The organism is Pseudomonas corrugata (assembly GCF_001269905.1).
Classification (GTDB): Bacteria; Pseudomonadota; Gammaproteobacteria; order Pseudomonadales; family Pseudomonadaceae; genus Aquipseudomonas; species Aquipseudomonas corrugata.
Map to the genome: position 1 here is coordinate 540,721 of NZ_LHVK01000008.1, position 24,354 is coordinate 565,074.

Annotated in this window: 26 protein-coding genes and 1 riboswitch; of the genes, 19 read left to right on the top strand and 7 right to left on the bottom strand. The window is 62.4% G+C overall.

Annotation, left to right across the window (positions count from 1 at the left end):
- Positions 1-21: 21 nt before the first annotated feature.
- The 4 genes from AD665_RS13670 to purM all read right to left on the bottom strand — a co-directional run bounded on the left by AD665_RS13670 (position 22) and on the right by purM (position 2,968).
- Positions 22-228 (bottom strand): hypothetical protein, encoded by a 207-nt coding sequence (locus AD665_RS13670; protein WP_024779738.1) that lies wholly within the window; start codon positions 226-228, stop codon positions 22-24.
- A gap of 297 nt (positions 229-525) precedes the next feature.
- Positions 526-1,239: a DUF3108 domain-containing protein gene (locus AD665_RS13675; protein WP_024779737.1), complete on the bottom strand. Its 714-nt coding sequence runs from the start codon at positions 1,237-1,239 to the stop codon at positions 526-528.
- A gap of 8 nt (positions 1,240-1,247) precedes the next feature.
- Positions 1,248-1,898, bottom strand: coding sequence for a phosphoribosylglycinamide formyltransferase (gene purN / locus AD665_RS13680; protein ID WP_053192501.1), 651 nt, complete (start codon positions 1,896-1,898; stop codon positions 1,248-1,250).
- An 11-nt stretch (positions 1,899-1,909) separates the two neighbouring features.
- Positions 1,910-2,968, bottom strand: coding sequence for a phosphoribosylformylglycinamidine cyclo-ligase (purM, locus tag AD665_RS13685; protein ID WP_053192439.1), 1,059 nt, complete (start codon positions 2,966-2,968; stop codon positions 1,910-1,912).
- A 365-nt stretch (positions 2,969-3,333) separates the two neighbouring features.
- Here purM and AD665_RS13690 point away from each other — a divergent pair, with 365 nt between their 5' ends.
- From AD665_RS13690 to AD665_RS13715, 6 genes are all read left to right on the top strand, one after another.
- Positions 3,334-4,389, top strand: coding sequence for a DUF2066 domain-containing protein (locus tag AD665_RS13690; protein ID WP_053192441.1), 1,056 nt, complete (start codon positions 3,334-3,336; stop codon positions 4,387-4,389).
- A gap of 32 nt (positions 4,390-4,421) precedes the next feature.
- Complete coding sequence (locus AD665_RS13695; protein ID WP_024779733.1) at positions 4,422-5,495, top strand: AI-2E family transporter; 1,074 nt, start codon at positions 4,422-4,424, stop codon at positions 5,493-5,495.
- A 178-nt stretch (positions 5,496-5,673) separates the two neighbouring features.
- On the top strand, positions 5,674-6,378 hold the full coding sequence (gene hda, locus AD665_RS13700) for a DnaA regulatory inactivator Hda (protein WP_003178999.1): 705 nt from the start codon (positions 5,674-5,676) through the stop codon (positions 6,376-6,378).
- A 288-nt stretch (positions 6,379-6,666) separates the two neighbouring features.
- Positions 6,667-7,293 (top strand): C40 family peptidase, encoded by a 627-nt coding sequence (locus tag AD665_RS13705; protein WP_024779732.1) that lies wholly within the window; start codon positions 6,667-6,669, stop codon positions 7,291-7,293.
- A gap of 165 nt (positions 7,294-7,458) precedes the next feature.
- Positions 7,459-7,992 carry a C40 family peptidase gene (locus AD665_RS13710; protein WP_024779731.1) on the top strand — a complete coding sequence of 178 codons (534 nt, stop codon included), beginning with the start codon at positions 7,459-7,461 and terminating at the stop codon, positions 7,990-7,992.
- Between the two features lie 15 nt (positions 7,993-8,007).
- Positions 8,008-8,670 carry a class I SAM-dependent methyltransferase gene (locus AD665_RS13715; protein WP_053192443.1) on the top strand — a complete coding sequence of 221 codons (663 nt, stop codon included), beginning with the start codon at positions 8,008-8,010 and terminating at the stop codon, positions 8,668-8,670.
- Positions 8,671-8,851: 181 nt separating this feature from the next.
- On the opposite strand, the gene AD665_RS13720 is transcribed toward AD665_RS13715, so the two are convergent.
- Both AD665_RS13720 and AD665_RS13725 read right to left on the bottom strand, forming a co-directional pair.
- The gene (locus tag AD665_RS13720; RefSeq protein ID WP_053192445.1) at positions 8,852-10,162 is read right to left on the bottom strand and encodes a PQQ-dependent sugar dehydrogenase; all 1,311 of its coding nucleotides are present in this window, start codon (positions 10,160-10,162) and stop codon (positions 8,852-8,854) included.
- A 66-nt stretch (positions 10,163-10,228) separates the two neighbouring features.
- The gene (locus AD665_RS13725; RefSeq protein WP_024779728.1) at positions 10,229-10,813 is read right to left on the bottom strand and encodes a hypothetical protein; all 585 of its coding nucleotides are present in this window, start codon (positions 10,811-10,813) and stop codon (positions 10,229-10,231) included.
- Positions 10,814-10,972: 159 nt separating this feature from the next.
- Positions 10,973-11,172: riboswitch (cobalamin riboswitch) on the top strand.
- A gap of 81 nt (positions 11,173-11,253) precedes the next feature.
- Between AD665_RS13725 and cobO the strand changes: the two genes are divergently transcribed.
- From cobO to AD665_RS13790, 13 genes are all read left to right on the top strand, one after another.
- Positions 11,254-11,880, top strand: coding sequence for a cob(I)yrinic acid a,c-diamide adenosyltransferase (gene cobO / locus AD665_RS13730; RefSeq protein WP_024779727.1), 627 nt, complete (start codon positions 11,254-11,256; stop codon positions 11,878-11,880).
- Positions 11,877-13,277 (top strand): cobyrinic acid a,c-diamide synthase CobB, encoded by a 1,401-nt coding sequence (locus AD665_RS13735; RefSeq protein ID WP_024779726.1) that lies wholly within the window; start codon positions 11,877-11,879, stop codon positions 13,275-13,277. The genes cobO and AD665_RS13735 overlap by 4 nt, the downstream gene beginning before the upstream one ends.
- Positions 13,274-13,924, top strand: coding sequence for a 5,6-dimethylbenzimidazole synthase (gene bluB, locus AD665_RS13740; RefSeq protein WP_024779725.1), 651 nt, complete (start codon positions 13,274-13,276; stop codon positions 13,922-13,924). Before AD665_RS13735 ends, bluB begins: the two co-directional genes overlap by 4 nt.
- A complete protein-coding gene (gene cbiB, locus AD665_RS13745; RefSeq protein ID WP_024779724.1) occupies positions 13,921-14,829 on the top strand; it encodes an adenosylcobinamide-phosphate synthase CbiB in 909 nt (302 codons plus the stop codon). The genes bluB and cbiB overlap by 4 nt, the downstream gene beginning before the upstream one ends.
- Positions 14,822-15,814, top strand: a complete 993-nt coding sequence (gene cobD, locus AD665_RS13750; RefSeq protein WP_053192447.1) for a threonine-phosphate decarboxylase CobD — start codon at positions 14,822-14,824, stop codon at positions 15,812-15,814. Before cbiB ends, cobD begins: the two co-directional genes overlap by 8 nt.
- Positions 15,811-17,262 carry a cobyric acid synthase gene (locus AD665_RS13755; protein ID WP_053192449.1) on the top strand — a complete coding sequence of 484 codons (1,452 nt, stop codon included), beginning with the start codon at positions 15,811-15,813 and terminating at the stop codon, positions 17,260-17,262. Before cobD ends, AD665_RS13755 begins: the two co-directional genes overlap by 4 nt.
- 130 nt (positions 17,263-17,392) lie before the next feature.
- Positions 17,393-17,914, top strand: coding sequence for a bifunctional adenosylcobinamide kinase/adenosylcobinamide-phosphate guanylyltransferase (cobU, locus tag AD665_RS13760; protein WP_053192451.1), 522 nt, complete (start codon positions 17,393-17,395; stop codon positions 17,912-17,914).
- A complete protein-coding gene (gene cobT, locus AD665_RS13765; RefSeq protein WP_053192453.1) occupies positions 17,911-18,966 on the top strand; it encodes a nicotinate-nucleotide--dimethylbenzimidazole phosphoribosyltransferase in 1,056 nt (351 codons plus the stop codon). Before cobU ends, cobT begins: the two co-directional genes overlap by 4 nt.
- On the top strand, positions 18,963-19,538 hold the full coding sequence (cobC, locus tag AD665_RS13770; protein ID WP_053192455.1) for an alpha-ribazole phosphatase family protein: 576 nt from the start codon (positions 18,963-18,965) through the stop codon (positions 19,536-19,538). Before cobT ends, cobC begins: the two co-directional genes overlap by 4 nt.
- 2 nt (positions 19,539-19,540) lie before the next feature.
- Positions 19,541-20,272, top strand: coding sequence for an adenosylcobinamide-GDP ribazoletransferase (locus tag AD665_RS13775; protein WP_053192457.1), 732 nt, complete (start codon positions 19,541-19,543; stop codon positions 20,270-20,272).
- 181 nt (positions 20,273-20,453) lie between these two features.
- Positions 20,454-20,858, top strand: a complete 405-nt coding sequence (locus AD665_RS13780) for a MarR family winged helix-turn-helix transcriptional regulator (protein WP_024779717.1) — start codon at positions 20,454-20,456, stop codon at positions 20,856-20,858.
- Between the two features lie 61 nt (positions 20,859-20,919).
- Entirely contained in the window at positions 20,920-22,119 is a 1,200-nt protein-coding gene (locus AD665_RS13785; RefSeq protein ID WP_392396964.1) for an MFS transporter, read from the top strand.
- A 182-nt stretch (positions 22,120-22,301) separates the two neighbouring features.
- Positions 22,302-22,853, top strand: a complete 552-nt coding sequence (locus AD665_RS13790) for a glutathione peroxidase (protein WP_053192459.1) — start codon at positions 22,302-22,304, stop codon at positions 22,851-22,853.
- 91 nt (positions 22,854-22,944) lie between these two features.
- Here AD665_RS13790 and AD665_RS13795 read toward each other — a convergent pair whose 3' ends face one another.
- The gene (locus AD665_RS13795) at positions 22,945-24,219 is read right to left on the bottom strand and encodes an OmpP1/FadL family transporter (RefSeq protein WP_053192461.1); all 1,275 of its coding nucleotides are present in this window, start codon (positions 24,217-24,219) and stop codon (positions 22,945-22,947) included.
- Positions 24,220-24,354 lie beyond the last annotated feature (135 nt).

The following is a 24,354-nucleotide window of genomic DNA, read 5'->3' on the forward strand; positions in this document are numbered from 1 at the left end:
CTCCCACAGGGGGCTACAGGGTCAGCGTTGTTCTTGGGATTCTGTTGTCTCATGGGTACGCTGGCTTTCCTCGCGCTCCAACTCGGCCTTGTAGCGGTAGGCCTCCGTCTCGGAGTGGAACATCCCTACCAGTAGATCCTGTTGACGCACATCCCAGATCTGAATGCCGGCGGCAATGGCTTCGTGAGACATGTGGGCATCATCGCGTTCATTTACTTTCACAGTCATCTTGCAAACTCCAATCTCTGTCATCTGCAGCAAGGCGTGTGCAGGACTTTGTTATAGGTTTGGATAGTCTGCTAAGTAAATGCCCTGGTCGATTAAGAAGTTTTCATGAAAATCGCAACCATCCCCCAGGCCGGGTAGGGCGCGGCGTTTGGTCGCAGGGAGGGGTTCATGAAAAAGGTTTCATGTGGAAGAAACCACTCTTGAGTAATGCAGCCTTGCTCCCACAGAGCTCCCACAGAGTCGAAATCCAGGCAAAAAGAAGCCCCGCACTGGCGGGGCTTCTTTTGTTCGCATCGATCAGCTGCCTTTCACGGCCTTGCCGTTGACCGTGCCGTCCAGGAGCATGATGTTGTACTCCTTGCCGTCAGTCTCGACCTGTTGCAGGCGGACCAGCAGGTAGTCCCAGTCCTTGGCGAACCAGAGTACGGTGGTGCGTTTGCTCTGTGTCGGATCGCGGACCCGCTCGACCTTGATCGCGTCGATCCGGCCGGCCTTGGTGTCGACCTTTTCCGAGCCCAGCACGCGGAAGTCATAGGTGTCGACTTCTCCGTCATCGACGACCTGATAGCTCATGCTTTTCTTGCCTGCCGCGACGTCGTGCTGCAGGGCCAGCTGATAAGTGGATTTATCGACCATGCCACGGTTCAGCGGCAATTTCACCGCGTCACCGCGGTCGGTGCCGGTGACCATCTTCGTGCTCCAGTCGAAGTCCAGGTCGGCCTTCTTGGCCTTGCCCAGGCCACCGCGTTCGAAGTGGTAGGACTGCGGCAGCAGCGTGTCCTTGTCCAGGGTCAGGGTGCTTTCTTCCGTCAGGCTGGCAATAATCATCGACGCCTTGAAGCTCAGCTTCCAGGTGCCGTTGGCCTCCTTGGTCAGGCTGCGCTCGGCGGTGCCGCTCATGGGCAGCTGTTTCCAGTCGGCGGTGTAGCTTGCGGAGAACGGTTGAAGGTCTGAAGCCTGTGCCAGGGGCAAGGCAAGCAGAGCGCAGGCGAAGAGCAGGGCGCGACGCATAATATCTCCTAGTGTCGAATCAAATGGCCGCTGGCGGCGAGCAACTGGCCGTCCAGCAAGGCACCACGATCGTCGAGGGTCAGCCGTCCTTCGGCAAACCAACGTACGGCCATCGGGTAGATCTGGTGTTCCCTGGCGTGAACCCGTTGCGCCAGGCTTTGCGGCGTGTCGTGCAACTCTACCGGTATTACTGCCTGTACGACCAGTGGTCCGCCATCGAGTTCCTCGGTGACAAAGTGTACCGAGCAGCCATGCTCGGTGTCTCCGGCCTCCAGCGCGCGCTGGTGAGTATGTAACCCTTTGTATTTGGGCAGCAGCGATGGGTGGATATTGAACAGGCGGCCCTGATAGTGGCGCACGAAGCCGGCGCTGAGGATGCGCATGAAGCCGGCCAGGACCACCAGTTGGGGATTGAAGGCGTCGATCTGTTCGATCAGCGCGGCGTCGAAGGCTTCGCGGTCATCGAACGCCTTGTGGTCCAGGACGCGGGTTTCGATGCCCGCGTCCGTGGCGCGTTGCAAGCCGTAGGCATCGGCGCGGTTGGAAATCACTGCGCGGATACGGACCGGGCTGTCGCCGGTCCGCGTGCTGTCGATCAGCGCCTGCAAGTTACTGCCGGTGCCGGACAGTAGCACCACGACGTCACAGGTTGCAGGCATGTTTTCCTGCATCAGTGAGCCTTGAGGTTTTTCAGTTCGACCTGGGCAGCGCCTTCGGCCGCGGTTGCGATCTGGCCGATGACCCAAGGCTGTTCGCCCGCTTCACGCAGCACGTTCAATGCGGTCTCGACGTGCTCCTGAGCCACGCAGATCACCATGCCCACGCCGCAGTTCAATACGCGGTGCATTTCGGTTTCGTCGACGTTGCCTTGCTCTTGCAGCCAGTCGAACACCGCCGGGCGGGTCCAGCTTGCCACGTCGACCACCGCCTGGGCGCCTTTTGGCAGGACGCGCGGGATGTTGTCCAGCAGGCCGCCGCCGGTGATGTGGGCCATGGCCTTGACGGCGCCGGTGTCCTTGATCAGCTTGAGCAGCGGCTTGACGTAGATGCGGGTCGGGGCCATCAGCAGGTCGGTGAGGGGCTTGCCGTCGAGCTGGATGTTTTCGATGTCGGCGCCGGACACTTCGATGATCTTGCGGATCAGCGAGTAGCCGTTGGAGTGCGGGCCGGAGGACGGCAGGGCGAGCAGGGCATCGCCGGTGGCGACTTTCGAGCCATCGATGATCTCGGCCTTTTCCACGACGCCGACGCAGAAGCCGGCCAGGTCGTAGTCTTCGCCTTCGTACATGCCTGGCATCTCAGCGGTTTCGCCGCCGACCAGGGAGCAGCCGGACAGTTCGCAGCCGGCACCGATGCCGGTCACGACCTGGGCGGCGGTGTCGACGTTCAGCTTGCCGGTGGCGTAGTAGTCGAGGAAGAACAACGGCTCGGCACCGCAGACCACCAGGTCGTTCACGCACATGGCCACCAGGTCGATGCCGATGCTGTCGTGTTTGTTCAGGTTCAGCGCCAGGCGCAGCTTGGTGCCTACGCCGTCGGTGCCCGAGACCAGCACCGGTTGCTTGTAGCCGGCCGGGATCTCGCAGAGGGCGCCGAAACCGCCCAGGCCGCCCATGACTTCCGGGCGCGCAGTGCGCTTGGCGACGCTCTTGATGCGTTCGACCAATGCTTCACCGGCGTCGATGTCTACACCGGCGTCCTTGTAGCTCAGGGAGGGTTGCTTGCTCATGATCCAGGCCTTTAGGGGGGATTTCTGGGTAACGACCGATCGCCGGGGCCATTGAATAACCGTTGTACGAATTATTCCGGGTGCCCGGCCATTGCCGGTCTGCGAAGGCGCGCGATTTTATCAGGCTTGTGGGGCAGCGGCCATCCTCGCGCCGACGGGCAGGGACATATCCGAGGAAAAAAACCGATATTTCTTCTGTTGGTGCTGCGCGGTGCGCCTGTATAAGGTGTAGCGGTAACCGGCTATGGTTATGCGGTGCGAAACTTCCATCGGGTGTGTGAATGTTTTGCCAGGTGCTGTGGTCACAGCCATGCCCAGTTTTCTTCACACGGCTTGTTCCAGCCGTTTATGTCCGGGAATCTTCCATGCGTCTGTTCAAATTCTTATCCATAGGCTGCTTGTCGCTGATCAGCCTGGCGAGTCATGCCGAAACCCTGAATGGCCTCTATCAAGTGCTCGAACCGGTGAGCAACCAGACGCCGGAAGAGCGTAACCAGGCGACACTGCGCGCATTGGATACACTGGTGCTGCGTCTGACCGGCGACGCCAAGGCCGCACAGAACCCGGGGCTGGCGGCGATCCGCAAGGACCCGCAGCAGATCATTCTTCAATATGGCTACGACGCCGGTCCTCCGGAAAGCCTCAAGGTCGACTTCGATCCGGCAAGCACCGACCGGGCCTTGCGTTCGGCGGGGCTGTCGCTGTGGGGCGTGAATCGGCCGTCGATCCTGGGCTGGTGGCTCAACGACTCGGCCGAAGGCTCCAGCCTGGTGGGCGATGGTCAGTCCAGCGCCACGCCGCTGCGCCGTGCCGCCCAGCACCGGGGCCTGGCGCTGCACTTGCCGCTGGCGGACTTGAGCGAACAGATCGTTGCCACCGCGCCGAACCTGGAAGGCAGTGATCCGGCGCCGTTGCACGATGCCTCGGAGCGATACGCGGCGGATGCCTTGCTGGCGGTCCACGCCAAGGAAGAGGGCAGCCAGTGGCGCGGGACCTGGCGTCTGTGGCTGGGCGACCAGCGCGAGCAGGGCACGGCTCAGGGTGCCGATCAGGCTGCGCTGGCTGATGCGGTGATGCTGGCGGTAAGTCAGCGCCTGGCGCCGCGCTTCGTGGCCAAGCCGGGCGTGGCTACCGAGCAGTTGCTGGAAGTGCAAGGTATGAATCTCGAGCGTTATGCCGCCCTTGGGCGCTTGCTCGAGCCGTTCGGTGGGCAGGTGCAGCGGGTCGAAGGTGACCGGATCGTCTATCGGGTCAACGGCAGCGCGGAGCAACTGAAGGCGCAACTGGCCCTGGAGAAACTGCAGGAAATTCCCGCCGGTGAAGCGGTCGCTCCGGTGCCTGCGATGCCGCCGGCCGTCGATGGAGTGGCCCCGGCAGCACCGGCGCCTGCGCCGACGGCCAGTCTGCGGTTCCGCTGGTAGTTTTTCTTTCTTTATATAGCTGGGAGTGGTTCATGGGCGATACGCGGCGTTGGTTCTGGTTGGGCGGGGTTGCCCTGCTGTTCGCGTTTATCTATCTGCTGCATCCGATTCTGACGCCGTTCCTGGTTGCGCTGCTGCTGGCTTATCTGTTTGACCCGGTGGTGGATCGCCTTGAAAAGCTCGGCCTGTCGAGAACCTGGGGCGTGGTGGCGGTATTTACCCTGTTCACTTTGATTGTCAGCGCCCTGTTGCTGGTGTTGATACCGATGCTCGCCAAACAGTTGCTGCGTCTCTACGAGTTGGCACCGCAGATGCTCGACTGGTTGCAGCACACGGCGGTGCCGTGGGTGCAATCGAAACTGGGCTTGGCTGACGGTTTCTGGAAGTTCGACAAGGTCAAGGCGGCCATCAGCGCGCACATGGGTCAGACCACCGACATTGTCGGCATCGTGCTGAGCCGGGCCACCGCCTCGGGCCTGGCGTTGATCGGTTGGCTGGCCAACCTGGTGCTGATTCCGGTCGTGAGTTTCTACCTGCTGCGGGACTGGGATTTGATGATGGCCAAGATCCGCAGCCTGCTGCCCCGTCACCGGGAAGATCGCATCGTGACCCTGGCCGGTGAGTGCCACGAAGTGCTCGGTGCCTTTGTGCGCGGGCAGTTGCTGGTGATGGTGGCGCTGGGCTTCATCTATGCGGCGGGGTTGATGCTGGTAGGGCTGGAGCTGGGGCTCTTGATCGGCATGATCGCCGGGTTGGCCGCCATCGTTCCGTACATGGGGTTCGTGATCGGGATAGGCGCGGCGTTGATCGCAGGGCTGTTTCAGTTTGGCGGTGATCTCTACCCCATGGTCGGCATCGTGGCGGTATTCATGGTCGGCCAGGCCCTGGAGGGCATGGTGCTGACGCCGTTACTGGTGGGGGATCGCATCGGCCTGCATCCGGTTGCGGTGATCTTCGCGATCCTGGCGGGCGGCGAGTTGTTCGGCTTCACCGGGATCCTGGTGGCGCTGCCGGTCGCGGCGGTGATCATGGTGCTGGTGCGTCATGTACATGATCTGTACAAGGATTCGGATATCTACAGCGGCGTCGAAGACCCCGAGCTGTAGGAGGCAGCAGCGTGATGCGTGCCCTGGCGCCAGGGAAATGGTCGTTCCGCCGTCCTGACACTGCAAACCTTTGATTTTGCTCGTGGTCCGGCGCATTGTGCGGTCCGCGTCACGGGTATAGACTTTGCAAACTTTACACAGAGGCCACTCACGGTTCCTTTGGAGCTGTCCAGCCAGCATGAAACCGATTCAGCTGCCCTTAGGTGTGCGTCTGCGTGACGACGCCACCTTCATCAACTACTACCCAGGCGCCAACGCCGCTGCACTCGGCTATGTCGAGCGGCTTTGCGAAGCCGACGCCGGCTGGACCGAAAGCCTGATCTATCTCTGGGGCAAGGACGGGGTAGGGCGCACGCATCTGTTGCAGGCGGCTTGCCTGCGGTTCGAGCAACTGGGCGAGCCGGCGGTGTACCTGCCACTGGCTGAGTTGCTGGATCGCGGGGTCGAGATCCTCGACAACCTCGAGCAGTACGAGCTGGTCTGTCTGGACGACCTCCAGGCCGTGGCCGGCAAGGCCGATTGGGAAGAGGCGCTGTTCCATCTGTTCAATCGGCTGCGCGACAGCGGTCGGCGTTTGCTGATCGCCGCGTCGACGTCACCACGGGAACTGCCGGTGAAGCTGGCGGATCTCAAGTCCCGCCTTACCCTGGCGCTGATCTTCCAGATGCGTCCGCTCTCCGACGAGGACAAGCTCCGTGCCTTGCAGCTGCGTGCTTCCCGCCGTGGCCTGCACCTGACCGACGAAGTCGGGCATTTCATCCTCACCCGTGGCACCCGCAGCATGAGTGCGCTGTTCGAATTGCTCGAACGCCTCGACCAGGCTTCCCTTCAGGCCCAGCGCAAGCTGACTATTCCTTTTTTGAAAGAAACCTTGGGCTGGTAAGCGGCGCGGTGAACTCGGTGGCAAGGGCATTTATCTGTGGTGAGGGGATAAATCCCCTCGCCACAAGGGTGTGTGCAGCTTTGTAACCGGCAGCCTCTAAGGCTACTCCAGGCATGGCAAAACCTGCGGTCCTGCTGGGCGGCAGGCCACATGACTTTCAAAATGGGCTTAAGCGCTTAGATGTAAACGTGAAACCGAGAAGTCACATTTGCATCGATTGAATTTGCAAATGAAGTCGATAGAAGGCATAGTCTCGCCATCTTTACTACTTCAGCCACGGTCGTGCCCATGCTCAATCGCTTCGCACCCCTCGTGCCTCTCGCACTCGTTACCCTACTGTTCGGTTGCGCCGCCCACTCTCCAGTGTCGCAGCAAGCGCAACAACCACAGGTCAAGAGCTCCGTTACCGCCCAGTCTTCTTCCATGGCGTTCCAGGAAGAAATGGCAGACGACAAAGAACTGGCAGCCTTCGCTGGCAGCAAGCCCTATCAGCTTCCGGTGCTGGCCGACAGCATCCTGGAACGTGGCATGTCCCTGATCGGTACCCGCTACCGTTTCGGCGGTACTTCAGAAGCCGGCTTCGATTGCAGCGGTTTCATCGGTTATCTGTTCCGTGAGGAGGCCGGCATGAACCTGCCGCGTTCCACACGTGAAATGATCAACGTGAATGCGCCTCTGGTAGCTCGCAACCAGCTGGAGCCCGGTGACCTGCTGTTCTTCAACACCAGCGGACGTCGTGGTCGCGTCAGTCATGCCGGTATCTACCTGGGCGACAACCAGTTCATTCATTCCAGCAGCCGCCGCAGCGGTGGCGTGCGGATCGACAGCCTGGGTGACACCTACTGGAACAAGACCTTCATCGAAGCCAAGCGCGCCCTTGCCATGGCACCGACCGTGGTCACCGCTCGCAAGTAAGCGCACAGTTTGTAAGGCAAACTTAAAGTCTTACTTGAAGTTTGCCTCATAGCCGCTAGAATCCTTGATCATTGATTGATGGCAATCCGCCTGCGTACTTCGCGGGCGGATCTGTTTTCATGTCCACGGCAGAAAAGCCGCATCCAGATCAGGATTGTTCTGCATATGTCGACGTCGGCCCGCCTCGCTCTCATCTGCCTTGCCGCACTGCTCAGCGCGTGCGCAAGTCAAACTCCACACCCCGCGCCCGTTCGGGCTCCAGTGGTCTTCGCACCTGCGCAACCCTTGCCTCCGGCCGCCGAAGATGTGCTTTTCCGTGCGCTTGGCCTGGTCGGGACGCCCTACCGCTGGGGCGGCAATACGCCGGATTCGGGCTTCGATTGCAGTGGCCTGATTGGTTACGTATACCGCGATGCCGCCGGTATTTCCCTGCCACGCTCGACCCGCGAAATGATCGGCATGCGCGCCCCGGATGTCGGCAAGGATGCGTTGCAAAGCGGTGACCTGCTGTTCTTCGCCACCAACGGTGGCTCCCAGGTCAGCCATGCCGGGATCTACGTTGGTGAGGGTCGCTTCGTTCACGCGCCGGCCACCGGCGGTACGGTCAAGCTCGATAGCCTGTCCAAGGCCTATTGGCAGAAAGCCTATCTGAGTGCCAAGCGGGTGCTGCAACCGGAACACCTGGCGCGTTATCCCTGATTCGCGGAGGTTGTCATGACCGCTCGCACCCTCAACCTCGATGATGCCCTTTACCAGTATCTGCTGGACGTTTCCCTGCGGGAGACGCCCTTGCAGCGACGCCTTCGGGATGAGACCCAGGCGCTGCCCATGGCGCGCTGGCAGATAGCACCCGAGCAGGGGCAATTCCTGGCATTGCTGGTGAAGCTCACTGGCGCCCGACGCTTGTTGGAAGTCGGTACGTTCACCGGCTACAGCGCGCTGTGCATGGCCTCGGTCCTGCCGCAGGATGGTTCGTTGATCTGTTGCGATATTCCCGGTGACTACAACGCCGTGGCGCTGCGCTATTGGCGCGAAGCCGGGCTGGCCGAGCGGATCGAGCTGCGCCTGGCGCCGGCACTGGAAACCCTCGACGACCTTGAGCGCCAAGGGCAGGGCGGCACGTTCGACCTGATCTTCATCGATGCTGACAAGGCCAACTACCCGGCTTACCTGGAACGCGCGCTACGGTTGCTGCGCGCAGGTGGGCTGGTGATGTTCGATAACACGCTGTGGAGCGGTCGGGTGCTGGAAGCCCAGCCCCAGAGCGAAGACACCCGCGCCATCCAGGCCCTGAACCGCGCCTTGAAGGATGACCGGCGGGTAGATTTGTCGCTGTTGCCGTTGGGAGATGGGTTGACCTTGTGTCGTAAGCTTTAATTATGATTTCTGGTCGGATGATGTTGTGGCGAGGGGATTTATCCCCGCTGGGGGGCGAAGCAGCCCTATATCCTGAGACCTCGGTGTGTCAGACAGATTGAGTTGACTGGTTTGGGGCTGCTGCGCAGCCCAGCGGGGATAAATCCCCTCGCCACAGAGTTGTCCGCAGGTCATCGGTGGTTCATTTACCCGACACCCGCCATACCTTGTTCCCCACATCATCGGCCACCAGCAACCCGCCCTGCTTGTCGATCACCACGCCTACCGGTCGGCCCTGGGCTTTTTCATCTGCGTTCAGGAAACCGGTCAGCACATCCACGGGTTTTCCTGCCGGTTTGCCGCTGTTGAAGGGTACGAAAATCACTTTGTAGCCACTGTGGGGCTTACGGTTCCAGGAACCATGCTGGCCAATGAATGCGCCTTCGGTGAAGGGCGCAGGCAGGGCACTGCCTTCGGCGAAAGTCAGGCCCAGTGAGGCTGTGTGTGGGCCGACCGCGTAGTCTGGGGCGATGGCTTTCGCCACCAGTGCCGGGTTCTGTGGCTCGACCCGCACGTCAACATGCTGACCATAATAGCTGTAGGGCCACCCATAAAAGGCGCCGTCCTTGACCGAGGTGATGTAGTCCGGCACCAGGTCGCTGCCGATCTCATCCCGCTCGTTCACTGCGGTCCACAAGGCACCGCTGCGCGGTTCCCAGGCCAGGCCGTTAGGGTTGCGCAGGCCGGAAGCGAAAATGCGGTGATTGCCGGTGGCGCGGTCCACTTCCCAGATCGCCGCGCGGCCTTCCTCCGCCTCCATGCCATTTTCCGCGACGTTGCTGTTCGAGCCGGTGGTGACGTAAAGCTTGCTGCCGTCACGGCTGGCGATCACGTTCTTGGTCCAGTGGTGATTGATGGTGCCACCTGGCAGATCGATGACCTTGGTCGGCTGCGCTTTGATTTGCGTGTCGCCGTCCTTGTAGGGGAAACGGATCAACTGGTCGGTGTCGGCCACATACAGGTCATTGCCAACCAATGTCATGCCGAATGGCGAATTGAGGTTTTCCAGGAATACCGTGCGGGTTTCGGCGATGCCATCGTGATCGGCATCACGCAACAACGTAATGCGATTGGGGCTGGGGACGCCGGCGCCGGCGCGCCCCATGACTTTTTTCATCACCCAGCCACGGATGCCCTTGGCATCGTCCGGTTTGGGCGGGGCATTGGTTTCCGCCACCAGCACGTCGCCATTGGGCAGCACGTAGAGCCAGCGTGGGTGGTCCAGGCCTTCGGCGAACGCCACCACTTTCAGGCCTTCGGCCGCGGTTGGTTTGGCGCCCTGGGGCCACCCGACGGCTTCGGCGATATTGACGGTAGGGACCAGGGTCTTGTTCGGTTCGGGCAGTTTTGGCGATGGGCCGGTGCCGTCGGAGACTTGCAGTGTGGAAGACTCGCCACAAGCGACAAGCCCTGCGGCGAGGGCGATGATCAGAAGGTGCGGTGGCTTGAGCATGCTGGCTTCCCTATGAATGCATGTGGTTATTCATAGAGAAGCATATACCGGCGATGGTTCAACCGGTCAGCCGTGAGCCTGCTTGAACAGCACGGCGATGCCCGGATGGTAGTGACCGGCCTCGTTGCGCAACTTGCGATAGTTGTAAGGGAAGTACCAGGCCACGGCGCAGGTGTTCTCCTTTTGCAAGTCATCGATCATATCCTGCAGTTCTTCAGGTGTAGCGCTTTGCTGGGCTTTTTGCGGGGCGACGAACAGGCAGCCCAGCTTCAGGTCAGTGGCGTAGCTGATGCGCTTGGCATCGCTGGTGACATCCTGCAGGGGTTGGGTCAGGTTGAGGCTCTTGACCTTCGGCCAGCGTTGGGTGGCCTGGATGAACGCTCGATCCTCGGCGCCGGCAATGAACAGGTCGGCAGTGACATTGCGTTCACCTTCTTCATTCTGCTTACGGGTCGCGGTGTTCTGCAGCGTGATCATCTCGGCCATCCAGGCGGCGGCCGAGAGCAGCCCGAGGTTGGCCTTTTCATCGAACCAGTAAGGCGTATCGTTATCGCCGCGCACGGCGTTGTAACGGTCGATACAGTCAAACCAGCGTTCCAGCACCGGGCGCAGGAATTCCAGCCTTGGATTGCTGATGATCATGCCTTGCATGTTTTTGCCCTCTTGTTTTTGTGATATCGGGTCGTAATGCCTATTTGATATCACTTGCCGCAGCGTGACACAAGATTGGCGTCACTTTATTGATCCAGGCCCATAATCAATGCTGGGCCCACGGCGGCTTTAATTGACGCTCCACCCCCAACCCTCTAACCTTCGCGACTTGTTTCAGGTGCTCTGTGACCCTGGTCGACAGAGTGAAACAGGGAAGCCGGTGATAACCCGGCGCTGCCCCCGCAACGGTAAATGAGTCAAAGCTGCCAGCAAGCCACTGTGTCTCGACATGGGAAGGCGCGCAGCCCGGCATCACGCCGCTCATGAGCCCGGAGACCGGCCTGATTCATCCAGCGGCATCACGGTGGGCGATGCCAGGCTTGTTGCCGTCTTTTCCTGTGCCCGCCTGCCGTTATCCAGTTCCCAACGGAGGCTTCCCCATGACCGGCTCCCCCAATACAGATGCGTCCGACCGCGACGAGCGTCACCTGGCGCGCATGCTGCGCAAGAAAGCCGTGATCGACGAGCGCATTGCCAATTCCCCGAACGAATGCGGCTTGTTGCTGGTGCTGACCGGCAATGGCAAGGGCAAGAGCAGTTCGGCATTCGGCATGCTGGCCCGAGCCATGGGACATGGGATGCAATGTGGCGTGGTGCAGTTCATCAAGGGCCGCAACAGCACTGGTGAGGAGTTGTTCTTCCGGCGCTTCCCGGAGCAGGTGCGCTTTCATGTCATGGGCGAAGGGTTTACCTGGGAAACCCAGGATCGACAGCGCGACATCGCAGCCGCCGAAGCGGCTTGGGCGGTGTCGCGCCAGTTGCTGAGCGACCCGTCCATTGGCCTGGTGGTGCTCGACGAACTGAACATTGCCCTCAAGCACGGTTACCTCGATCTCGATCAGGTCCTGAGCGATCTGCAGGCGCGTCCCCCCATGCAGCATGTCGTGGTGACCGGTCGCGGCGCCAAGCCGGAAATGATCGAGCTGGCGGACACCGTCACCGAAATGGGCATGATCAAGCACGCCTTCCAGGCCGGCATCAAGGCACAGAAAGGCGTCGAACTGTGAGTGACGCTTCGTTTCCGGACCGCCAATGCCCGGCGGTGCTGATTGCCGCCCCGGCGTCGGGGCAAGGCAAGACTACGGTCACCGCCGCCCTGGCCCGGTTGCATCGCAACCAGGGACGCAAGGTGCGCGTATTCAAATGCGGCCCTGATTTCCTCGACCCGATGATTCTGGAGCGTGCCAGCGGCGCACCGGTCTATCAATTGGACATGTGGATGGTCGGCGAGCAGGAAAGCCGACGGCTGTTGTGGGAAGCCGCCGCCGAAGCGGACCTGATCCTGATCGAAGGGGTGATGGGGCTGTTCGACGGCACGCCGTCCAGTGCCGACCTGGCGCGGCATTTCGGCGTTCCGGTGCTGGCGGTGATCGACGGCACGGCCATGGCCCAGACCTTTGGTGCCCTGGCCCTCGGGCTGGCGCGCTATCAGCCGGACCTGCCCTTCGCCGGCGTGCTGGCCAACCGTGTCGGCACCGTGCGCCATGCGCAATTGCTCGAAGGCAGCCTCACAGAAGGCTTGCGCTGGTACGGCGCGCTGTCCCGGGAAACCGGAATCGAACTGCCGAGTCGTCACCTCGGGCTGGTCCAGGCCAGCGAGCTGAATGACCTGGACCTGCGCCTCGACGCCGCAGCCGAAGCCTTGGCCAGCAGTTGCGAAGTGACGCTCCCGCCGGCGGTTACGTTCGCCGCCCCCGAGGTGATTGCCGCGCAGCCGTGGCTCGACGGGGTCCGCATTGCTGTGGCCCGGGACGAAGCGTTTGCCTTCACCTATGGCGCGAGCCTCGATCTGCTACGAGCTATGGGCGCGCAGTTGCGCTTTTTTTCACCCATCCACGATCGCGAGCTGCCCGAGGCGGACAGCCTGTACCTGCCTGGCGGTTATCCTGAGCTGCATCACCTTGCCCTGGCGCAGAACGCGCCGATGCTGACGGCGATCCGTGCTCACCACAACGCCGGCAAACCGTTGTTGGCGGAGTGCGGCGGCATGCTGTATCTGCTGGACTCACTGACCGACGTCGAGGGCAATCGCGCCGAGCTGCTCGGCTTGCTCGCCGGTGACGCGCAGATGCAGAAGCGCCTGGCCGCCCTGGCGTTGCAATCGGTGGAATTGCCGGAAGGTAATCTGCGCGGACATACCTACCACCATTCGCTGACCAGCACTGAGCTGGAGCCGATCGCCCGTGGTCATAGCCCTAACGGTGGGCGTGGCGCGGAGGCGGTGTTCCGGCAGGGGCGGATGACGGCCTCCTATGTGCATTTCTATTTTCCGTCGAATCCGAGGGCCATCGCCGCGCTGTTGGCGCCGGACCCTGAAGCCGCTTTCGCAAGCAAGCCCGCTCCCAGGTTGGATGGGTGTTCACAATTCCCTGTGGGAGCGGGCTTGCTCGCGAAGAGGCCATGACTGACAACGCATTTCCTAAGGCCGAACGCGACGCCATCTACCGCGCCATCGCCGAACGCCGCGACATGCGGCATTTCACCGGTGGCACCGTGGAACCGCAGTTGCTGCGCCGTCTGCTGGAAGCCGCTCATCAGGCGCCGAGCGTGGGCCTGATGCAACCTTGGCGGTTCATCCGCATCAGTGATCGCGCCCTGCGGGCCGATATCCGGGCATTGGTGGAGCAGGAGCGCATTCGCACCGCCGAGGCCCTGGGCGAACGCAGCGATGAGTTCATGAAACTCAAGGTCGAAGGCATCAATGACTGCGCCGAAGTGCTGGTGGCGGCGTTGATGGATGACCGCGAGCGACACATCTTCGGCCGTCGGACCTTGCCGGAGATGGACCTCGCCTCGCTGTCCTGCGCGATCCAGAATCTGTGGCTGGCTTCCCGCGCCGAAGGGCTGGGGATGGGCTGGGTTTCGCTGTTCGAGCCCCAGGCCCTGGCCGATCTGCTGGGCCTGCCTGCGGGTGCCAAGCCCCTGGCGGTACTCTGCCTCGGCCCGGTGGAGGGGTTTTATCCGGCACCGATGCTCGCCCTGGAAGGCTGGGCACAACCGCGTTCACTCAATGAACTGCTCTATGAAAACCGTTGGGGAGTGAACCCATGAGTGTCGCGCTGCTCAGTGCCGCCGCCGTAGCGCTGGATGCATTGCTGGGTGAACCTCGGCGTTGGCATCCGCTGGTGGCGTTCGGCCGCTTTGCTGATCGCATCGAGCAACGCTTCAACTCCGGTGGGCGCGGCTGGCGCAGCCACGGGGTCACGGCGTGGGTCATTGCGGTGGTGCCGCTGACCCTGCTCGCCACGGCCCTGTCCTGGGCGCCGCTGGTGGGTTGGCTGGTGGATATCCTGGCGTTGTACTGCGCCCTCGGCCTGCGCAGCCTCGGCGAGCATGTCGAGCCGGTGGCCCGGGCGTTGCGCAGCGGCGATCTGGACGAAGCACGCAAGCGCGTCGGCTATCTGGTCAGCCGCGAAACCCGTGGGCTGGACGAAACCGCCGTCGCCCGCGCGGCCACCGAGTCAGTACTGGAGAACGGCAGCGACGCGGTATTCGCCGCGCTGTTCTGGTTCGCCGTGGCGGGTGCGCCCGGCGTGGTGTTGTATCGCCTGAGCAATACCCTCGACGCCATGTGGGGCTATCGCAACGAACGCTTCGAGCGCTTTGGCTGGGCCGCGGCAAAGATCGACGACGTGCTCAACTACATTCCGGCGCGGCTGGTGGCGTTGACCTACGCGCTGCTGGGAAAAACCCGCCTGGCGCTCCGGTGTTGGCGCAGCCAGGGCCCTACCTGGGACAGCCCCAATGCGGGTCCTGTCATGGCCGCCGGTGCCGGCGCGCTGGGCGTCGAGCTGGGGGGCGCGGCGGTGTATCACGGTGAACTGCACCAGCGCCCGCCACTGGGGGAGGGCGTACCGGCGAGCGCCGATTCCATTGATCGCGGCTGGCAACTGGTGCAGCGCGGCGTATGGTTGTGGTTGCTGATTCTCTGCCTGGGAGCTGAGTTCTATGCTTGAGCACGGCGGGCGCCTGCGCAAGGCCGCCCGGCAATATGGTATTGCCGAGGTGGATTGGCTCGACCTGTCCAGCGGTCTGGCGCCGTGGCCGTTCGACGTCCCGACGATTCCATTGCGGGCCTGGGCGCGCCTGCCTGAAACCGATGACGGGTTGGAACAGGCCGCCTGCATTTATTACGGGGCTGCTCATGTACTGCCGGTGGCCGGTTCGCAGATGGCGATCCAGCTGTTGCCGCGCCTGCGTCGCAGCGGCAAGGTCGGCGTATTGTCGCCCTGTTACGCCGAGCACGCCGAAGCCTGGCGCCGCAGCGGCTACATCGTGCGTGAGGTGCTGGAGTCGGAAGTGGATTTCTTCCTCGACAGTCTCGACGTGCTGGTGGTGGTCAACCCGAACAATCCCACGGGCCTGAGCCTGAGCCCTGAGCGTTTGCTGGATTGGCACGCTCGATTGGCCCAGCGCGGCGGCTGGCTGGTGGTGGACGAAGCCTTCATGGATGTCACTCCGCAACTGAGCCTGGCAGCCCATGCCCATCAGGTGGGGCTCATCGTGTTGCGTTCGTTCGGCAAATTCTTTGGCCTGGCCGGCGTTCGCCTGGGGTTTGTCCTGGCCGAGCAACATTTGCTCAGGTTGCTCGCCGAACAGGTCGGGCCGTGGGCGGTCAGCGGGCCGACCCGGGTCCTGGGCCAAGCTTGTTTACTCGATACCGCCGCTCAGAGCCGTCAGCGACAGCGCTGCGAAGATGCCAGTCAACGCCTGGCGCTGCTGCTGACCCGTCACGGCTTCAAGCCCCAGGGTGGTTGCGCATTGTTCCAGTGGTTGGTCACTGAGTATGCCCAGAGGCTTCACGACTTCATGGCCCATCGGGGCATTCTCCTGCGCTTGTTCACGAACAACAGCAGCCTGCGCTTCGGGTTGCCGGCCGACGATGCCGAATTCCTGCGCCTGGAACAGGCTTTCGAGGCCTACGCCGAGGATTTCCAATGACCACAGTGATGGTGCAAGGCACCACGTCCGATGCCGGTAAAAGTACTCTGGTCACGGCGCTGTGCCGCTGGATCAGGCGTCAGGGCGTGAGTGTGGTGCCGTTCAAACCGCAGAACATGGCCCTCAACAGCGCAGTGACCACCGACGGTGGTGAAATCGGCCGCGCCCAGGCCGTGCAGGCCCAGGCGGCCGGCCTCGAGCCGCATACCGACATGAACCCGGTGCTGCTCAAGCCCAACAGCGACACGGGGGCCCAGGTCATCATCCATGGTCGTGCGGTCACCACTATGAATGCCGTGGCCTATCACGATTACAAGGCCATCGCGATGCAGGCGGTGCTGGCTTCCCATGAGCGGCTGAGCGCAGCGTATCCGGTGGTGATGGTGGAGGGCGCGGGGTCGCCGGCCGAGATCAATCTGCGGGCCGGAGACATCGCCAACATGGGGTTTGCCGAAGCGGTGGACTGCCCCGTGCTGCTGATCGCCGATATCAATCGCGGTGGGGTATTCGCCCATCTGGTGGGCACCCTGGAACTGCTCTCGCCCAGCGAGCAGGCGCGGGTCAAGGGCTTCATCATCAACCGTTTTCGCGGCGACATCGCTTTGCTGCAACCGGGGCTGGACTGGCTGGAAGCCCGCACCGGCAAACCGGTGGTGGGGGTATTGCCCTACGTGATGGACCTGCATCTGGAAGCCGAGGACGGGCTGGACCAGCGCCAAACCGACAAGGCCGAGCAGGTGCTCAAGGTGGTGGTGCCGGTTCTGCCTCGCCTCAGCAATCACACCGATTTCGATCCGTTGCGCCTGCACCCGCAGGTTGACTTGCAATTCATCGGCCCCGGCGAGGCCATTACGCCAGCCGACCTGATCATCCTGCCGGGTTCGAAGAGCGTGCGCAGCGACCTGGCTCATCTGCGGGCCCATGGCTGGGAAGCGGCCATCCAGCGGCATCTGCGCTACGGCGGCAAGCTGCTGGGGATCTGCGGCGGCTTGCAGATGCTCGGCCAACAGGTTCACGATCCGCTGGGACTGGAAGGCGCGCCGGGCTCCAGCGACGGACTGGGGCTCCTGGCGTTCGAAACGACTCTGGAGCACGAGAAGCAGCTGCGCAATGTCCGAGGACGATTGACCCTTGAGAATGCCGAGGTCAGTGGCTACGAGATCCATGCTGGCGTGACCGTCGGCCCGGCGCTGGAACAGCCCTTGGTGCAATTGGATGACGGCCGCTGCGACGGGGCCCGGAGCCTCGACGGACAGATTCTCGGCACCTACCTGCACGGCCTGTTCGAGTCGCCCGAGTCCAGCAGCGCCTTGTTGCGTTGGGCCGGGTTGGCCGATGTGCAAGCGGTGGATTACCACGGCTTGCGCGAGCGGGATATCGAGCGGCTGGCGGATCTGGTGGAGAAGCATCTGGATACAGGGTTGTTGCGTGAACTTTGTGGGATCTAGGGTGGCTGGACTGGCCCTATCGCGAGCAGGCTCGCTCCCACAGGGGATTGCGGACACCGGGCCAATGTGGGGGCGAGCCCGCTCGCGATGGGGCTGGCAGCAACACCGCCTATTTGAAAGGTAATACACCATGCTCCAACTGATCCTCGGCGGCGCCCGCTCCGGCAAGAGTCGCCTGGCTGAAAAACTCGCAGTGGACACTCGCTTGCCGGTGACCTACATCGCCACCAGCCAACCCCTGGATGGCGAGATGAATGAGCGAGTCGCCCTGCATCGCGCGCGTCGGCCGGCCGAATGGGCGTTGGTGGAAGAGCCGCTGGCCCTGGCCCGGGTGTTGCGGGACAACGCCGCGCCGGGACACTGCCTGCTGGTGGATTGCCTGACCCTGTGGCTGACCAATCTGCTGATGCTCGACGACGCCCGGCAACTGGGTATGGAGCGCGATGCCTTGCTGGACTGTGTAGCCGCGCTGCCCGGTGAAATCATTTTTGTCAGCAACGAGACCGGAATGGGTGTCGTGCCGCTGGGCGAGCTGACTCGCCGTTATGTCGATGAAGCCGGTTGGCTGCATCAAGCCTTGGCCGAACGTTGTCAGCGTGTTGTGCTGACCGTAGCCGGCCTGCCCCTGACCCTTAAAGGTACTGCGTTATGAATCACCGCTGGTGGCTGGACCCGTGCAAGCCCCTCGATACCCTGGCCCTGGAACGGGCTGCGGCCCGCCAGCAACAACTGACCAAGCCGGCCGGTTCCCTGGGGCGGCTCGAATCGGTGGCGGTGCAACTGGCGGGCCTGCAAGGGCAGGTCAAGCCAAGCCTGGAGCAACTGTGGATCACGATTTTTGCCGGCGACCATGGGGTGGTGGCCGAGGGCGTTTCAGCCTATCCACAGGAAGTCACCGGGCAGATGCTGCTCAACTTCGTCAGTGGCGGCGCGGCCATCAGCGTCCTGGCGCGGCAATTGGGTGCCGGGTTGGAGGTCGTGGACCTGGGAACCGTGACGCCGTCGCTGGATCTGCCCGGTGTACGGCATCTGCATGTCGGGCCAGGCACGGCGAATTTCGTCCAGGGCCCGGCGATGACCGTGGACCAGGGCGAGCAGGCGCTGCAAGCCGGGCGCGACAGCGTTGCCCGTGCGATTGCCAGCGGCACGCAGTTGTTCATCGGTGGCGAGATGGGGATCGGCAACACCACGGCGGCCAGTGCCCTGGCGTGCGCCTTGCTCGATTGCCCGGTGGCTCATCTGGTCGGGCCGGGCACGGGGCTGGACGCGGCGGGTGTCAGTCACAAAGCCCAAGTGATTGAACGTGCTTTGACGCTGCATCGAGCTCAGAGCAACGACCCGCTGCAGACGCTGTTCAACCTGGGTGGATTTGAAGTCGCCGCGTTGGCCGGCGCGTACCTGGCTTGTGCGCAGCAAGGCATCGCGGTGCTGGTGGACGGCTTTATCTGCAGTGTCGCGGCCTTGGTGGCGGTGCGTCTCAATCCCGGATGCCGGCCATGGTTGCTGTTCGGCCATCGCGGTGCCGAACCGGGGCATCGCCACGTCCTGGAAACCCTGGACGCCGAACCGCTGCTCGACCTGGGGCTGCGCCTGGGCGAGGGCAGTGGCGCTGCGCTGGCGGTACCGCTGTTGCGCCTGGCCTGTGAGCTTCACGGACAAATGGCGACGTTTGCCGAAGCGGCCGTGGCGGATCGCCCGGCATGACCTTGCACCTGGACCTGCTGCGTCATGGTGAAACCGAGCTGGGCGGCGGCTTGCGCGGCAGCCTCGATGATGCATTGACGGCCAGGGGCTGGGAACAGATGCACGCGGCCGTAGCAACGGGCGGCCCCTGGGATCGACTGGTGAGTTCTCCGTTGCAACGGTGTGCGCGTTTTGCCGAGCAGCTCGGCCGCCGACTCAACGTACCGGTGCACTTGGATGCGGATCTGCAGGAACTGCATTTCGGTGCCTGGGAGGGGCGTAGCGCAGCGGCGCTGATGGACACTGACGCCGAAGCCCTGGGCCGATTCTGGGCCGATCCCTATGAGTTCACGCCCCCCGACGGTGAGCCGGTGCAGGCGTTTTCGATGCGGGTCCTGGCGGCGGTGGAGCGCCTGCATGCAGCTTACGCGGGGCAGCGGGTGCTGCTGGTCAGCCATGGCGGCGTCATGAAATTGTTGCTGGCCCAGGCCCGAGGCCTGCCCCGGGAGCAACTGCTCAACGTTGAAGTAGCCCACGGTGCGCGGTTCTCCCTTCGGGTGTCGTCCGGTCCGGTCTTTACGGAGATAAGCTGAAGATGCTGCCGTTCTGGATCGCCCTGCAATTTCTCAGCAGCTTGCCGGTTCGCCTGCCGGGCATGCCGGAGCCTGGGGAGCTTGGCCGTTCGCTGTTGTTCTACCCGCTGGTGGGGCTGTTGTTCGGTGCATTGCTCTGGGGCTTCAACACCTTGCTGCTCGGTACGCCGTTGCTGCTGCATGGCGCGCTTTTGCTGACGGCATGGGTGCTGCTCAGTGGCGGTCTGCACCTGGATGGCCTGGCCGACAGTGCTGACGCCTGGCTCGGAGGTTTTGGCGACCGCGAACGCACGCTGCTGATCATGAAAGACCCGCGCAGCGGACCGATTGCCGTGATCACTTTGGTATTGGTGCTGCTGCTCAAGTTCGCGGCGTTGCTGGCGCTGCTCGAACAAGGGCAGGCCCTGGTGTTGCTCATCGTGCCGGTATTGGGGCGTGCGGCGCTGCTGGGTCTGTTCCTGACCACGCCTTATGTGCGTGCCGGCGGGTTGGGCCAGGCACTCGCCGACCACCTGCCGCGACCCGCGGGGTGGCAGGTCTTGTCGGCCTGTGCGCTGGGGTGCGGGCTGGTGGCGGGCTGGGTCGGGGTGTTGGCGCTGATCCTCGCCGCGGTGGTGTTCATCGCCTTGCGGCAGATGATGCTGCGCCGGCTGGGTGGGTGCACGGGCGACACCGCCGGGGCCTTGTTGGAGCTTCTTGAGATGGCGGTGTTGGTGGGGGTGGCATTGGTCTGACGCCATGCGGAGGTCCGTGGGAGCAAGGCTTGCCCGCGATGAAGACACCTCGATATCAAGCCTCACCGCGTTGACTTCATCGCGGGCAAGCCTTGCTCCCACAAGTTGCTCCCAGAGGTTTCCTCGTCAAGCGATACATTTAAATTTGCATTCATCCAGTTAACGGGTATATACACGCATCATGCTTCCTTCCCAATGTCTGTGCATCAACCTGCGTCGCGCCGCCCGTGGCGTCAGCAGGTATTACGACGGCGCCCTCGACGGCTTCGGGATCAACGTTGCCCAGTATTCTTTGCTGAGCAACCTGGCGCGCCTGGATCAGCCGAGCATTTCGTCCCTGGCCGAGGCCATGGGCCTGGACCGCAGCACCCTGGGGCGCAATCTTCGGGTGCTGGAAGGCGAGGGGCTGGTGGCGCTTGCCGAGGGTGAAGACATGCGTAACCGCATCGTCGTGCTGACGCCCGCCGGACGCGACCGACTGGCGGCGGCATTGCCCGCCTGGGAAGCGGCACAACAACGATTGATCGATAAACTGGGCGCCGAGAAGCGCACGGCATTGCTGGCCTTGCTGGATGAACTGGCGTGAAGCCGGTTCGTTCGATGATAAGCGGGTATATACCCGCGAGCGGAGAATAAAAATGACATCGATGTGGCGTACCTGTGGTTGGGTCCTGGTGGGCAGCGCGCTGATCCTGGCGTTGTCCCTGGGGGTGCGGCATGGTTTCGGGCTGTTCCTGGCCCCCATGAGCACTGAGTTCGGCTGGGGCCGTGAGGTGTTCGCCTTCGCCATCGCCCTGCAGAACCTTATCTGGGGTCTGGCGCAGCCCTTTACCGGGGCACTGGCCGACCGCTTCGGTGCGGCGAAAGTGGTGATGGTCGGCGGTGTTCTCTATACCTTGGGCCTGGTGTTCATGGGGCTGTCGGATTCCGCCTGGTCGCTGTCATTGAGTGCCGGCTTGCTGATTGGTCTTGGCCTGTCCGGCACATCGTTCTCGGTGATTCTCGGGGTGGTCGGTCGCGCTGTTCCGCCGGAAAAACGCAGCCTGGGGATGGGCATCGCCAGCGCCGCCGGCTCCTTCGGCCAGTTCGCCATGTTGCCGGGCACCTTGGGCTTGATCGGTTGGCTCGGCTGGTCCGCCGCACTGCTGGCTCTGGGCTTGCTGGTGGCGCTGATCGTACCGCTGGTGAGCATGCTCAAGGACACGCCGATGCCCTTGGCCGGCCATGAACAGACCTTGTCCGAAGCGTTGCGCGAAGCGTGCAGCCATTCCGGGTTCTGGTTGCTGGCGTTCGGCTTTTTCGTCTGCGGTTTCCAGGTGGTGTTCATCGGCGTGCACCTGCCGGCCTACCTGGTGGACCAACACTTGCCGGCCAGCGTCGGCACCACCGTGCTGGCCCTGGTCGGGCTGTTCAATATCTTCGGCACCTACACCGCCGGCTGGCTCGGCGGACGTATGTCCAAGCCACGGCTGCTAACAGGGTTGTACCTGGCGCGGGCGGTGGTGATTGGTGTGTTCCTCTGGCTGCCGGTCACCACCACCACCGCCTATGCGTTCGGCATGGCGATGGGGTTCTTGTGGCTCTCCACCGTGCCCTTGACCAACGGCACCGTGGCCACCCTGTTCGGTGTGCGAAATCTCTCGATGCTGGGTGGGATCGTGTTCCTGTTCCACCAGTTGGGATCGTTCCTGGGTGGCTGGCTGGGTGGGGTCGTGTATGACCGCACCGGCAGCTACGACCTGATCTGGCAGGCCGCCGTCCTGCTCAGCCTGCTGGCGGCGGCGTTGAACTGGCCGGTGCGTGAGCGCCCGGTGGCACGTCTGCAAGTCCTGGCGGGTGCGGCATGAGTCGCGTCGGCCCCTGGTTGATTATTACCGGCGCGGTCCTGCTACTGGCGTTTGCCTGGTGGGGCTGGCATCAGGGCGGGTTGGCCTTGATGCAACTGGGCATGGGCAACTGCTGAGCGGTGGACGCATCAGGTCATGACGAGTAACGTCGTGGTCTGACATGTCTTCAAGGAAGTGCCTACATGCTGATGCGCTGGCTAGCTATCCCCACCCTGCTGCTGGTTGTGACCGGACAAGCCTGGGCAGCCGACTGCCCACCATTGCTGGAGGGTTCGTTGCCCAAGCTGCGGGCCAAGGAAACCATCGATCTGTGCCAGCGCTTCGCCGGCAAGCCGCTGGTGGTGGTCAATACCGCCAGTTTCTGCGGCTTCGCTCCCCAGTTCAAAGGCCTCGAAGCCCTGAACCAGCGCTATAAGGACCAAGGCCTGCAAGTGCTGGGCGTGCCGTCCAACGACTTCAAGCAGGAATCCAAGGATAACGCCGAGACGGCCAAGGTCTGTTACGTCAACTATGGCGTGACCTTCACCATGACCGAACCGCAACCGGTGCGCGGAGCCGACGCCATACCGTTGTTCAAGCACCTGGCCGAGCAGTCCGGGGCGCCGAAATGGAATTTCTACAAGTATGTCGTGGATCGCCAGGGTAAGGTTGTTGCCAGTTTTTCCAGCCGGATCAAGCCTGATGACCCTGAATTCATCAAGGCGGTGGAAGCGGCGATTGCTTCCAGGCCCTGACCTTCAGGCATGAAAAAGCCCCGGCTCTTTGCAGAGCACGGGGCTTTTCTTTTGCTTCGGATAACGAGGGGTTCAGGCTCGCCGTGAATCATCAGAAGCGGTAGGTTGCGCCAACACCGAAGCCGTTTGCGCTGTTTTCGTATTCAGCATTGTAAGCCTGGCCCAATGCGTTGGTACGGTTGACGTTGACCTTCTCTTCCTTGAGGTAGGAATAGGCTACGTCGATGGTCAGGTCGTCGGTCGGGCTCCAGCCAGCGCCCAGGCTGAAGATGGTCCGGTCGCCGGTCGGGATGCGTGGCGAGCGGTCGGTGTTGTTGGCAGGCGACTGGTCGAAGGACAGGCCGGTACGCAGTATCCACTGTTTGTTCAACTGGTAGGAGGTGCCGATGGCGTAGGCCCAGGTATCGTGCCAGTTTTGTTCTTCGGTGATGGTGCCAAAAAGGGTTGGGTTCAGCGCGCCGCCACCCGTTACGTCGTTGTTCACTGTGATGTCTTTCAGGCGGCTCCAGCGAGTCCAGGTGCTGCCGGCGTAGACTGTCCAGGCATCATTGATCTGCTGGGTGACCGAAAAGTCCACCGTTTCAGGTGTCGTGATGTCCAGCGAGGCGTCATAGCGTCCGCTGCTCAGGAAGCCGGCAGGTGTACCTGCTCCCGGAGTTACTTCAGTATGGCCGTCGAGTTTGTACTTGACCTTGGAGTGGTAGGTCAGGCCGACACGAGTGGTATCGGTCGCCTGGACCAGCAAGCCGATGTTGTAGCCGTAGCCGATATCGTCGCCTTTGATCTTCACATTGCCGTCGTTAGGCGAGAACGGGGTGGTCAGCGCCGACTCCAACTGACCGGAAATACGGTTGATCGTCGGGCCGAAACCAATCGAAACCTTGTCATTGAAGGCATAGCTGACAGTTGGCTGGAAGGTCACGACCTTCACTTCGCTCTTGCTGCCGAAGTTACGACCTTGGAAATTGCTTTCATAGTCGGTGATCAGGCCGAACGGAGCATAGACGCCCAAGCCAAAAGCCCACTGATCGTTGATAGGGTTGACGTAGTAGCCCATCGGAACACCGGTGAGTGGAACCATGTCGCCCTTGTTGGTACCGGACTGGGTGCCGCTGGCATCGTTGATGTCAGTAGAGGCGTCAATGGCGGCAAAGCCACCGGTCACTTGCTGGCGCTTGAGGCGCGACATGCCGGCAGGGTTGCCAAATACGGTACTTGCATCATCGGCAGAGGAAGAACGACCCGCGAAACCAGTGCCCATGCCACTGATACTCTGTTCGTTCAGCTGGAAGCCGCTGGCGAACAATTGAGTGGAGGCCAAAGTTACGGCGAGGCCAAGGGTGGTTTTGAGCATCATTTTTTTCATTGTTAGAACTCCATGTGGTCACCGAGGCGAAAATTACCAACATTTTCGTTCAAGCGCTATAGCCTGTGTTGCGTGAGTTAGAGCGGTTTTGTAGGACAATCCGACCAAATTCGCGAACGTTGTAGGAAGTTTCCA

Excerpts from the sequence above, each read along its gene's own strand:
- AD665_RS13720 (WP_053192445.1), bottom strand. The coding sequence starts at position 10,162 with ATGCTCAAGCCACCGCACCTTCTGATCATCGCCCTCGCCGCAGGGCTT.
- AD665_RS13675 (WP_024779737.1), bottom strand. The coding sequence starts at position 1,239 with ATGCGTCGCGCCCTGCTCTTCGCCTGCGCTCTGCTTGCCTTGCCCCTG.
- AD665_RS13690 (WP_053192441.1), top strand. The coding sequence starts at position 3,334 with ATGCGTCTGTTCAAATTCTTATCCATAGGCTGCTTGTCGCTGATCAGC.
- AD665_RS13780 (WP_024779717.1), top strand. The coding sequence starts at position 20,454 with ATGCTTCCTTCCCAATGTCTGTGCATCAACCTGCGTCGCGCCGCCCGT.
- AD665_RS13715 (WP_053192443.1), top strand. The coding sequence starts at position 8,008 with ATGACCGCTCGCACCCTCAACCTCGATGATGCCCTTTACCAGTATCTG.
- hda (WP_003178999.1), top strand. The coding sequence starts at position 5,674 with ATGAAACCGATTCAGCTGCCCTTAGGTGTGCGTCTGCGTGACGACGCC.
- AD665_RS13670 (WP_024779738.1), bottom strand. The coding sequence starts at position 228 with ATGACTGTGAAAGTAAATGAACGCGATGATGCCCACATGTCTCACGAA.
- purN (WP_053192501.1), bottom strand. The coding sequence starts at position 1,898 with ATGCCTGCAACCTGTGACGTCGTGGTGCTACTGTCCGGCACCGGCAGT.
- cobD (WP_053192447.1), top strand. The coding sequence starts at position 14,822 with ATGCTTGAGCACGGCGGGCGCCTGCGCAAGGCCGCCCGGCAATATGGT.
- cbiB (WP_024779724.1), top strand. The coding sequence starts at position 13,921 with ATGAGTGTCGCGCTGCTCAGTGCCGCCGCCGTAGCGCTGGATGCATTG.
- cobU (WP_053192451.1), top strand. The coding sequence starts at position 17,393 with ATGCTCCAACTGATCCTCGGCGGCGCCCGCTCCGGCAAGAGTCGCCTG.
- cobT (WP_053192453.1), top strand. The coding sequence starts at position 17,911 with ATGAATCACCGCTGGTGGCTGGACCCGTGCAAGCCCCTCGATACCCTG.
- bluB (WP_024779725.1), top strand. The coding sequence starts at position 13,274 with ATGACTGACAACGCATTTCCTAAGGCCGAACGCGACGCCATCTACCGC.
- AD665_RS13755 (WP_053192449.1), top strand. The coding sequence starts at position 15,811 with ATGACCACAGTGATGGTGCAAGGCACCACGTCCGATGCCGGTAAAAGT.
- AD665_RS13705 (WP_024779732.1), top strand. The coding sequence starts at position 6,667 with ATGCTCAATCGCTTCGCACCCCTCGTGCCTCTCGCACTCGTTACCCTA.
- cobC (WP_053192455.1), top strand. The coding sequence starts at position 18,963 with ATGACCTTGCACCTGGACCTGCTGCGTCATGGTGAAACCGAGCTGGGC.
- AD665_RS13785 (WP_392396964.1), top strand. The coding sequence starts at position 20,920 with ATGTGGCGTACCTGTGGTTGGGTCCTGGTGGGCAGCGCGCTGATCCTG.
- AD665_RS13790 (WP_053192459.1), top strand. The coding sequence starts at position 22,302 with ATGCTGATGCGCTGGCTAGCTATCCCCACCCTGCTGCTGGTTGTGACC.
- AD665_RS13695 (WP_024779733.1), top strand. The coding sequence starts at position 4,422 with ATGGGCGATACGCGGCGTTGGTTCTGGTTGGGCGGGGTTGCCCTGCTG.
- purM (WP_053192439.1), bottom strand. The coding sequence starts at position 2,968 with ATGAGCAAGCAACCCTCCCTGAGCTACAAGGACGCCGGTGTAGACATC.
- AD665_RS13795 (WP_053192461.1), bottom strand. The coding sequence starts at position 24,219 with ATGAAAAAAATGATGCTCAAAACCACCCTTGGCCTCGCCGTAACTTTG.
- cobO (WP_024779727.1), top strand. The coding sequence starts at position 11,254 with ATGACCGGCTCCCCCAATACAGATGCGTCCGACCGCGACGAGCGTCAC.
- AD665_RS13710 (WP_024779731.1), top strand. The coding sequence starts at position 7,459 with ATGTCGACGTCGGCCCGCCTCGCTCTCATCTGCCTTGCCGCACTGCTC.
- AD665_RS13725 (WP_024779728.1), bottom strand. The coding sequence starts at position 10,813 with ATGCAAGGCATGATCATCAGCAATCCAAGGCTGGAATTCCTGCGCCCG.
- AD665_RS13775 (WP_053192457.1), top strand. The coding sequence starts at position 19,541 with ATGCTGCCGTTCTGGATCGCCCTGCAATTTCTCAGCAGCTTGCCGGTT.